At 72.9% G+C, this 10479-nt stretch carries 8 protein-coding genes and 1 pseudogene; 6 read left to right on the top strand and 3 right to left on the bottom strand.

Going from position 1 to position 10479, the window contains the following annotated elements:
• Together VET29_RS04620 and VET29_RS04625 are read right to left on the bottom strand one after the other, a co-directional pair.
• A partial coding sequence (locus VET29_RS04620; protein WP_324915043.1) for a beta-propeller fold lactonase family protein occupies window positions 1–494 on the bottom strand: 494 nt, incomplete at its 3' end.
• 55 nt (window positions 495–549) lie between these two features.
• A complete protein-coding gene (locus VET29_RS04625; protein ID WP_324915045.1) occupies window positions 550–858 on the bottom strand; it encodes an antibiotic biosynthesis monooxygenase in 309 nt (102 codons plus the stop codon).
• 217 nt (window positions 859–1075) lie between these two features.
• On the opposite strand from VET29_RS04625, the gene VET29_RS04630 reads away from it, so the two are divergent.
• From VET29_RS04630 to VET29_RS04640, 3 genes are all read left to right on the top strand, one after another.
• A complete protein-coding gene (locus tag VET29_RS04630) occupies window positions 1076–2176 on the top strand; it encodes a DUF4037 domain-containing protein (RefSeq protein WP_324915048.1) in 1101 nt (366 codons plus the stop codon).
• A gap of 142 nt (window positions 2177–2318) precedes the next feature.
• Window positions 2319–2975 carry a hypothetical protein gene (locus VET29_RS04635; protein WP_324915050.1) on the top strand — a complete coding sequence of 219 codons (657 nt, stop codon included), beginning with the start codon at window positions 2319–2321 and terminating at the stop codon, window positions 2973–2975.
• Between the two features lie 187 nt (window positions 2976–3162).
• Window positions 3163–3876 (top strand): sigma-70 family RNA polymerase sigma factor, encoded by a 714-nt coding sequence (locus tag VET29_RS04640; RefSeq protein WP_324915051.1) that lies wholly within the window; start codon window positions 3163–3165, stop codon window positions 3874–3876.
• Here VET29_RS04640 and VET29_RS04645 read toward each other — a convergent pair.
• A complete protein-coding gene (locus VET29_RS04645; protein ID WP_324915053.1) occupies window positions 3868–5139 on the bottom strand; it encodes a DUF1479 domain-containing protein in 1272 nt (423 codons plus the stop codon). The two genes, VET29_RS04640 and VET29_RS04645, sit on opposite strands and share 9 nt — an antisense overlap.
• 91 nt (window positions 5140–5230) lie before the next feature.
• Here VET29_RS04645 and VET29_RS04650 point away from each other — a divergent pair, with 91 nt between their 5' ends.
• The 3 genes and pseudogenes from VET29_RS04650 to VET29_RS04660 all read left to right on the top strand — a co-directional run.
• Window positions 5231–6325, top strand: coding sequence for an ROK family transcriptional regulator (locus VET29_RS04650; RefSeq protein WP_324915055.1), 1095 nt, complete (start codon window positions 5231–5233; stop codon window positions 6323–6325).
• 86 nt (window positions 6326–6411) lie between these two features.
• A complete protein-coding gene (locus VET29_RS04655) occupies window positions 6412–10020 on the top strand; it encodes a S8 family serine peptidase (RefSeq protein WP_324915057.1) in 3609 nt (1202 codons plus the stop codon).
• Between the two features lie 128 nt (window positions 10021–10148).
• Window positions 10149–10479: pseudogene (locus VET29_RS04660) on the top strand (hypothetical protein); the annotation flags it as partial.

The following is a 10479-nucleotide window of genomic DNA, read 5'->3' on the forward strand; positions in this document are numbered from 1 at the left end:
ATGCGGTGATCAAGTCGGTGGATCCGGGTTTCTGCTGGCAAGGCGCCGGTTCGTCCTCGTACTGGGTCGTACTTGGGCGAACCGGCAACGCCGCCAGCAGGAAGCTGGGCCGCCGAATTAGTTGCCTGATTTCCGGCGCGGGACACTAGGGTGCCGTCGTCGCGCACCGGGAACGCCGCCACCGTCCGGTGTCCGAGGCTGGTCACGTACACCGCGTCGCCGTGCGGTGAGGCGGCGATGCCGAACGGGTCCTCGTCCGTGCGGACCGCCCGGCCCAGCGGCGTCAGCTCACCACGCGGCCCGGCCCGGTACGTCGAGACCTGGTGCACCCCGCTGTTCACCACATGCGCGACACCGCCGGTGAACACGATGCCGCGCGGCCCGTCCGGCGTCTCGGTCGAGGCCACCGGCTCCAGCACACCGCCGGCCTCGATCGCGAACACGGAGATGGTGCCGGAGTTCCCGTTGGTGACATACAGCGTGTCTCGACTCATCCGATCCCCCAGTGGTCGCCGAGACGTCCACGTTACGCTCAGATGTTCGAATCCACTAGCCGGCCTTCGGGGCCGCCTGCTGGATGACCTCGAACGTCCACGCCTGCGAGTCCGCGGCCGCCGGCCGGCCCCCGGCGCGGTGGGCGTTCTCCATCGAGGACCTCATCCACGTCTCGAAGTCCTCCTCGCTGCGCCAGCGGGTGTAGACGAGGTACTGGTCGGTGCCCTCGATCGGGCGGAGCAGTTCGAACCACTCGAAGCCGTCGGAGCTCTCCACCATGCCGGCGCGGGACGCGAACCGCTGTTCGAGCGTCTCCCGCATTTCCGCCGGGACCGTCAGCGCGTTGATCTTCACGATGCTCATGCCCCAATCTTGGCAGCGGAGCCCCGGCCTGACCGGAGATGGCCGGAGCGCGTCGCCCGGCCGCCGCAGAATCCGATTGACTCCTCGGTGGGACGCTCAGCGGGTGGACCGGGTCGACGGGGCGGCGCTGCCCGGACTCGGCGGTTTCGTCCGGAGCGTCCGTACCCCGGCCCAAACCGGTCGCGGTGTCCCGGGCCGGTCGGACAGCATGGCCGCCATGGACTTCGTCCCGGGGCTGGAGCTGTCGCGCCGCTTCTACGAGGAAGCGGTACGGCCGGTCATCACGGCGCGTTTCGGGGATCTGCCGCACACCGCCGCCCGGATCGGCGCGGGCTCGGAGGTGCTCGGGTTCGACACCGCGCGCTCCGCCGACCACGAATGGGGGCCGCGCCTGCAACTGTTCCTGCGCCCGCACGACGTCGACCTGGGGCTCGCCGGTGTGCTCCGGGACGAGCTGCCGAAGACGTTCCACGGCTACCCGACGAACTTCGCGTCGACCGGCGACGAGCACGTGCGTGTCATGGCGCTCACCGACGGCCCGGTGTTCCACCGGGTGGACGTGACCAGCCTCGACGCGTGGTTCGCCGCCCACCTCGGGTTCGACCCGCGCGGCGAGGTCACCGCCGTCGACTGGCTGTCCACGCCGACGCAGACCCTGGCCGAGGCGACAGCGGGTGCGGTCTTCCACGACGGGCTGGGTGAGCTGGCGCCCGCCCGTGCGCGGCTGACCTGGTACCCGGACGAGGTGTGGCGGTATGTCCTCGCCTGTCAGTGGCGGCGCCTGTCGCAGGAGGAGGGGTTCGTCGGGCGCTGCGGTGAGGTGGGGGACGAGCTGGGCTCGGCGGTCGTCGCGGCCCGTCAGGTCCGTGACCTGATGCGGCTGAGCCTGCTCATGCACCGGCGCTACCCGCCGTACGGCAAGTGGCTCGGCAGCGCGTTCGCACGGCTCGGGTGTGTGACCGCGCCGGCGCTGACCGCCGCGCTCGCGGCCACCGCCTGGCATGACCGGGAACGCCACCTCGCGACCGCGTACTCGGCCGTCGCCCGGCTGCACAACGAGCTCGGGCTGACCGAGCCGCTCGACACCGGCACCAGGCCGTTCCACGACCGGCCCTACCAGGTCCTGCACGCGGAACGCTTCGCGGAGGCGCTCGCGGCGGGCCTGACCGACCTCCGTGCGCTGCCGTTCACCGGGGCCGTCGACCAGTTCGCCGACAGCACCGACCTGCTCCGCGACCGCACCCGGACGCGCGACATCACCGCGGCGCTCACGGCGGCGCTCACGGGTCGGCGTCCGCGGCCGGCGGCGCGGCGGTAGGCGACCGGGAGCCGCCCGGTCACGCACCGGGCCGCATTCACCCCGGATATTTGCCGGATCGGGCGTGGCTTGCCTGGCCGAGTGATTCCGTGTGCACCTGCCTGGGTGACAGAATGGATGCTTCCTGTTTCGAAGGGTGACCATGGGCGGGCAGTCCGGGGACACGGACAAGGCGGCGGCGGGCGGGCTGCTCGTCGGCGGCTCGGCGCTGACCGTCCTCGTCATCGGTCTGCTGATGGGACTCGCCCCGCTCGTGCTCGTGCCGGCCGTCGCCGCCTCGGCCGCCGCCGGGGGGTTCGTCGCGTTCATGGCGTCGGCCGGTCAGCGGCGGGACATGCGCCGGTGGCAGGAGGCCACCGTGGCCGTCTCCGCCTGGACCACGCGCAACGCAGGCCAGAGCGCGACGAACCCCGCGGCGTTCACCGGCGAGTGGACGCTGCCCGCCAGTCCGCGGTTCGCCGGCGCGATCCTCGCCGTCGGTCGCTCGGCGGGGTACGAGGTCGGCGTCTCGTGCTACACCCAGCCCGACGGCGAGGGGGTCGGCCGGCACACCACGATCTTCGTCCGGCTGCGGCACGAGCATCTACCGGTGCGGGCGAGGTGGCGGTTCCGCAGGCGGTTCGCCGAGCCGGTCGCCAGAAGGCTGGCCGAACTCGCGATCTGCGTGGAACTGGTCGAGGTCGAGGACCGGGAGCTACGCATCTTCTACAGTGGCTGGCCCGAGGCGCTCGACCTCGAGGCCTGCGTCGACGGCGCCGTCGAGGTCGCGCGTGCGCTCGACAAGCGTGACTCCGAGTAATCGCCGTTTCGGTGGACCGCTCTGGGCCAAACGGCTCATCCGAGTGAAATTTGAACCTTTTAGTAGCAACTTCGCACCCGGCGGCTCGTTGGTTCGTGCATCGAGTATTAGGTTTGCACGTGCAGATGCACGTTCTGGGGAGGTGTCAATGCACCACGTCGTGGCCGGCGCTGGCGACGTTGCCAGTGTGAGTGACGCGGAGCTGACCGCTGCCGTGCGACGCGGTGACGTCGCGGCGTTCGGCGTGCTCTACAGACGTCACCTGACCGCGGCCACCCGTGCGGCGGCCGCCCTCACGGCGACGGCGGCCGAGCGTGAGGACCTGGTCGCGGAGGCGTTCGTGCGCCTGCTGCGCGTGCTGCGGGCCGGCGGAGGTCCGGACGACGAGTTCCGCGCGTACCTCCTGACCACGATGCGCAACGTCATGATCAGCTGGCGGCGCCGCGACGGCGCCGTGTCCCCGGTGGCCGAGGTGCCGGAGGTCGGTCCGACCACGAGCCCGGAGGCCGTGGTGGGCAGCCGGCTGCACGCGGCGCTGGCGGCCGAGGCGTTCGCGAGCCTGCCCGAACGGTGGCGACTGGTGCTGTGGCGCACCGAGATCGAGGAGGAGACCCCGGCCGCGGTCGCGAAGTCGCTCGGCATGACCGCGAACGGTGTCGCCGCGCTGGCCTACCGGGCCCGCGAGGGACTGCGCCAGGCCTACCTGGACCAGCACGTCCCGGCCGAGGCACGCGAAAGCTGCCGGGGGATGGTGTGCGACCTGGCGGGGTGGGTCCGCGGCCGGTTCACCGACCAGAAGATGCGGCGCATCAGCGCACACGTCGTGGGCTGCCCCGAGTGCCACGGCATCGCCGCGAGCCTGCGGCAGCTCAACGAGGAGCTGCCCGGCATCTCACGATGAGAACCCCATGCCGCGCCGCCCGGTGTCGTTGAGGTCGGCTTCGGTGAACCGGCCGGCCCAGTCGCGCTCGTAGTGCTCGGCGGGGAAGTCGCTCGGGCTCGAGCCGGTCAGGAACGCATCGCGCACGTGCTCGGCGTACCGCTCGTTGCGTGGGCACCACGGCGCCGCCGGGATGTACATGACGTTGCCCCAACCGCGCTGGCCGGTGACCGAGGCGACGCCGTGGATCATGTCGCAGTGCCACCAGACGGAGTCGCCGGCCCGGACGTCCGGGATCGCGGTCCGCGCCCCCACGAGCACGGGATGCCACTTCTCGCTGGCGGGGAACACCTGGTTGACGGTCACACCGCACATGTCGTCGTCGGGCACGTCGCGCAGCAGGGGCCGCAACATCAGGTAGGCCATGGCCTCCGGGATGGGGACGGTGTGCAGGACGCCCTGTGTGTTCGCCATGTCGGAGAGCGCCGTCCAGCCCTGGAACGTGCGGAACGCCGAGCACATGGTGGAGCCCGGGAACTGCGGACCGGTGGTGCGGTGGGCGGCGTCCCACGGGTCGTAGGACTCGACGTCGCCGTCGAAGAGGTGCCGGAAGGCGGACTGGTACTCGCGGGTCATCCAGAGGTCGAGGGTGCCGGGGTCGAGGTGGGTGCCGAGCCCGCCGGAGTCGGTGCCGGGCGGGCGTCGGCGGATGCGGTCGGGGTAGAGCGCGTCGCGGGTGGGGTCGAACCACTCCACGCCGTCGGACTCGTGACGCCACAAGGAGTTCAGGAACGTCTGGACGCGGGCCATCCGCGCGCTCTGGCGGGCCTGCATCTGGGCGTGCGACCAGTAGACGGGGTAGATCTCCGGCTTCGAGTCGACGGTGCCGAAGAAGTCGTCGCCCGGCCCGCGGTAGTTCTCGAAGAAGTGGTTGCGCTCGACGTAGTCCAGGATGCCCGCGTCCCAGCCGAGGGCCTGGGACCGCTCGAAGTGGCCGCGCACCACGAGGCAGCCACGGCGCCTGAGCTTGTCGAGCGCGGCGGGCGTGACCGTGCCCCGCTCGATGTCCGCGTAGTCGATGACCGGCCAGACGCTCTCCCCGGCGGCCAGGTCGGCGTCGATCTCGGCCACCCGAGCGGCGATCCGCCGCTCCACCACGGCGAACACCTCGTCGATCCGCCGTCCGGACGCCTCGACGCGCGCACGCAACGCGGCCTTGACGGTGCGGATCGCCGCCGGCAGGTCGGTCGGCGTGGTCTCCCAGTGGGGCAGGGTCGCGGTCATGTCAGCCACCTTTGGTGAGGACTCCTAACTAGAAAACGACGGTAACCCGTGACCACGCGTCCAGGCAAGACTCCTTACTAGAATGCGCGGCATGGACACGGCCAAGCCGAGCCTGGAGCTGTTGCGGTCGATGACCGACGAGCACGTGCTGCGCACCCTGATGCGCGGCGAACGTGCGACCCGCGCGGAGATCTCGGCCGCGACGGGGATCTCGAAACCCACCATCTCCGACAGCGTGCGCCGCCTGACCGCGGCCGGCCTGCTCGTGGACACGGGTGAGCGCACGACCGGCCGCGGCCGGGTGGGCTCGTACTACTCGCTCGCCGACGTCGGCGTGGCGTTGGCCGTCGCGATCGCGCCGTCGGGGGTGACCGGGGAGGCGGTCGACGCGTTCGGATCGGTGGTCGCCCGGGCGGCCGTCCCGCTGGACCGGTCCGCCGGCGAGGCCAGGACCGCACGGGCCCTCACCAGGGTCGTGCGGAAGGTTGCCGGCGCCGGGGTGCCGAGGGTCGCGGTGGTGAGCGCCGCGGACCCGGTCGACCGCTGGACCGGCGTCCTCGTGCGGCTGCCGGACTCGCCCTTCCTGGTGGGGGAGCTGGATCCGGTCGCGGTGCTGCGGCCGCTGGTCCGCGGTCCGGTGCTGGTGGACAATGACGTCAACTGGTCCGCGCGGGCGGAGCGGGCGTCCGGGCGCGCCACGGACGCCGGCGACTTCGTCTACCTCCACCTCGGCGACGGTCTCGGCTGCGCGGTGGTCAGCGACGGTGAGGTCCGGCGCGGGCACCAGGGACTCGCCGGCGAGATCGCCCATGTCTGCACCGCCGGCCCGGACGGCGTGGCCATGCCGCTCATCGAGGTGTTCGGCTCCCTCGGGCTGCGGCACCCGTCGTCCACCGCCATCGACGCCGGCGCCGTCCGCGCCGCCACGCCGGCGACCCGGGCCGTGCTGGCCGGGGCGGTGAGCGGTGCGCTGCTCGCCGCCGTGTGCCTCGCCGACCCCGAGCTCGCGGTGATCGGCGGCGAGTGGGGGCCGGGGCTGGTGGACGACATCGACGAGCACCTCGCCGCCGCGCCACGTCGGGTGCCGGTGGTCGCGGCGCAGGTCACGGACCCGGCGCTCACGGGCGCCCGCGACCACGCCGTCGAGTCGCTGCGCACGGCGGTCATCGAGAGCTTGCGTCACTGACCGGGAGTTCGAGGCCGCCCGACAACTTTCCGCGGGGCTGCGGCGTGTAACAGAGGTCAACCCCACTCGGAAGTCGGGAGCGCAGCTTGCGTAGACCTCGCTTCGCCCTGCTCGCCACGGCGGCGGTGCTGGCCCTCCCGCCGGTGCCCGGCGCCGTCGCCGCGCCCGGCGCCGTGCCGGCGGCCCCGCGCGGCGGACCCGCCGGCACGGTCACGCTGGTCACCGGCGACCGGGTCACGGTCCGCGGTGACCGGGTCGTCTCGGTGGCCATGGCCCCGAGCCGGCGGGCCGTGCGGTACTGGCGGAACACCCGCGACGGCCACGACTACGTCATCCCCATGGACGCCGCCAGGGCACTCGCCGAGGACCGCGTCGACGAGCGGCTCTTCGACGTCACCGGGCTCGTCCGGCAGGGCTACGACGACCGGCACACCTCGTCGGTGCCGGTGATCGTCGAAGCGCCCCGCGGCGCGCGCCCGGCCGTGCCGGCGGCGGCGACGGTCACCAGGAACCTCGGCCAGGTCGGCATGCTCGGCCTCGCCGTGCCGAAGGCGACGGCCGCGGACTTCTACGGCCACGCCGCCGGCACCAGGATCTGGCTCGACGCGAAGGTCCAGGCCACCCTCGACCAGAGTGTCCCGATGACCGGCGCGCCCCAGGCGTGGCAGGCCGGCTACCGGGCCGACGGCGTCAAGGTCGCCGTGCTCGACACCGGCATCGACGCCACCCACCCCGACCTCGCCGGCAGGGTCGACGCCGCCGAGAACTTCTCCCGCGACGCCGACACGGTCGACCACAACGGGCACGGCACCCACGTCGCCTCCACGATCGCCGGCAGCGGCGCCGCGTCGGGCGGCCGCTACCGGGGCATGGCTCCCGGCGCGCGGCTGCTGATCGGCAAGGTGCTGGACGAGCACGGCTCGGGCAGCGAGTCGGGCATCATCGCGGGCATGCAGTGGGCGGCCGACAACGGCGCCCGCGTCGTCAACATGAGCCTCGGCGGCCACCTCGGCGACGGCACCGACCCGATGGCCACCGCACTCGACGCGATCAGCGAGTCCTCCGGCGCGTTGTTCGTCGTGGCCGCCGGCAACTTCGGCGCGGACGCGACGGTGACCACGCCCGCCGTCGCCGACCGGGCCCTCGCGGTGGCGAGCGTGACCAAGTCCGGCGAGCTGAGCAGCTTCTCCAGCCGGGGCCCGCGGATGGGAGACAACGGGATGAAGCCGGAGATCGCCGGTCCCGGCTCGGACATCGTGGCCGCGAGGGCCGCCGGCACGCTCGCCGCCTCGTCCGTCGGCGACCACTACGCGAAGCTCTCCGGCACCTCGATGGCCAGCCCCCATGTGGCCGGCGCGGCGGCGATCGTGGCCGGGCAGCATCCGGACTGGCGGGGCGACCAGCTCAAGGCCGCGCTCGTCGGCAGCGCCAGGCCCATCGACGGTGTGAACCCGTTCGGCCAGGGTGCCGGCCTCGTGGACGTCGCCCGCGCGGTCAGGCAGCAGGCGCGGGTGGAGCCGGCGGCGATCACGCTCGCCACGGGCGAGGCGACCGAGACCGGCGTGGTCTACCGCAACGACGGCGACCGGCCGGTGACGCTGTCCGTGGCCGCGGACCTGCGCCACCGCGACGGTTCGGCCGCGCCCGCCGGGCTGTTCGCGTTGAGCGCCAGGAGGTTGACGGTCCCGGCCAAGGGCAGTGCCGGGCTGTCGCTGAAGGTCACGCCGGGGAAGGGGCAGGCAGGCCAGTTCGTCGGCACCGTCACCGCACGCGGCGGTGCCGTCCGGCTGACCACGCCCGTGTCCGTCACGCTCGCCGGCGAGACGCACACCTTCACGGTCCGGGTGTTCGACCGGCAGGGCAACCCCGGCGTCGCGAACGTGCTCGTGCAGAACGAGACCACCGGCGAGGTCCACACGTCCATCGTGGCGGACGGCGTGTTCGCGCCGGAGGTCCCGGCCGGGCGGTACCGCGTCGTCGGCCAGGTGCTGGACGGCGGCTGGCGGATGGACGCGGTCACCACCTTCGCCGTGCCCGCCACGGACGTCGGAAGGGACACCGAGATAACGGTGTCGACCGCGAACGCCAAGCCGGTCACGGTGTCGGTGGACGACCCGACCGCGCGGCCGGACCTCTTCGCCGGCGGCACCGGCGTGGTGTCCACCGTGGCCGGAGAGGACGGGCTCGGCGGGGGCGCCGTGCTGCTCGGCGGCGGCCCGACGGTGCCCCTGTACGCGGTGGGCAGCCCGGAGATCCCCGGTGTCGCGTTCGGGCACGTCAGCCAGTGGCAGCGGCCGTGGACGGCGGTGACGGTGCTCGGCACGCACGGCTACGAGCTCCGCGACGCACTCGAGCAGTCCACGGCCGGTTGGGTCGGCAGCGTCACCGGGCCGCTCGTCGACGTCGGCGCCGGCGCCGGTGACCCCGGTGACCTGCACGGGAAGGTGCCGCTGCTGGCGACCGTGGGCCCGCCGGGACAGGACGAGCTGAACCGGCGGATCCGGCTGCTGAAGGAGCACGGCGCACAGGTCGTCCTGTCGCTCAACTACATCGAGGACCTGAGCGTCCTGCCGGTCGTGCAGGTGTACGACCGGCGCGAGGTCGACCGGCTGCGGGCGAGTCTCGCGCAGGGGACGGTCGAGGTGCGGGTGGACGGCAGGCGGGACAGCCCGTACGCGTACTTCAACGGCGCCGTCGTCCGCGGGCACGTGCCGGACGGCTACGCGTTCCGCTTCGAGAGGTCGAGGATGGGGCGGGTGGACGGCACGTTCGCGTCGTCGCGGCCGGCCGACGAGCTCCGGCGGGTCAGCGTGAGCGCGGAGTCGGACCTCCTCGCCGCCGGCTTCGACGTGCCGACGCGGTGGCCGCAGACGCGGACCGACTACCTCTCGCCCGGGTTCACCTGGCAGAGCTTCACCGCGGTCGGGTACGACCCGGTGACGTTCGACCAGACCGGCTACGAGATCACGTCGCCGGTCCGGACGAAGGCCGGCGAGCGGCACGCGATGTGCCTGTACTGCGCACCGTTCGGCCCCGAGCTCGCCCGGCCGCGGCCGGACGAGCAGACCGGGAAGCCCCTGCCGTGGGCATACCGGCAGGGCGACAAGCTGACGTTCGAGGTGCCGATGTTCGGCAGCGCGGACCCGTCGACGTTCACCATGGTGGACGGCACGAACGTCGGCACGACCGTGCTCTCCCGTGACGGCAGGGAGATCGGCCGCAACGACGTCCCGGGCCGCGGTGTGTTCGACGTCCCGGCCGGCCCGGGCCGGTACACGCTGAGCAGCGAGGCGGCCAACACCGACCCGGGGTGGCCGCTGGCCGTGCGCACGAGTGCGGAGTGGACGTTCCAGGCGGCGGTGTCGCGCGAGCGGAAGGCGTTGCCGCTGCTCGACATCCGGTGGCACCTGCCGCTCGACGGCCACAACTCGGCCCCGGCCGCGGGGGTGACCGGCTTCGTGTCGGCCGTCCACCAGGAGGGCGCGACGCCCCGGCCGCCGGTCCGGCGGCTGTTGGTGGAGTACTCGTTCGACGACGGCGCGACCTGGCAACCGGCCCCGGTGGCCAGGGACGGTGACCGGTGGCGGGTGAACCTGCCGGGCGGCACCGGCTTCGCCAGCCTCCGCGCGACCGCGGCCGACGCGTCGGGCAACGCGGTGACGGAGACGGTGATCCGCGCGTACCGGGTGCGGTAGTGCCAGCGCCACGCGAGTAGCCGGACGGTCGCGTGGCGTGAGCGCATCCGGTCCTGAATTGGTTTGAACCACTCTCGTTATCTGTTCGTGTCCATTGCTGACAGCAGGTAGGACCGGAGGAGTGGTGTATGTCCCTGTTCGGAAGCGGCGGCCGGCATGGCAGGCGCAGGACAATCGGGCTCGCGGCGGTGCTCGGGCTCGCCGGGGTGGCCGTCGCGGTGGTCGCGTTCGGTGGGGGTAACGACGAGGCCTCGGCCGCGGAGTCCTGCCAGGGGCTGGACACCGCGTTGCAGAACAACCTCAACTTCATCGCCGGGCAGCAGGCCAGTCCGGACGCCCAGTCGGCGGCGCGGATCGCCAACCGGGAAGCCGTCGTCGACCAGCTTCAGCAGCGGCGGCAGGTTGCCGGGTGTACGGGCGAGGTCCGCGCGCAGCCGATCAACGCCGGCGGGTCCGGTG

This window comes from Actinophytocola sp. (assembly GCF_035634895.1).
Lineage (GTDB): Bacteria > Actinomycetota > Actinomycetes > Mycobacteriales > Pseudonocardiaceae > Actinophytocola.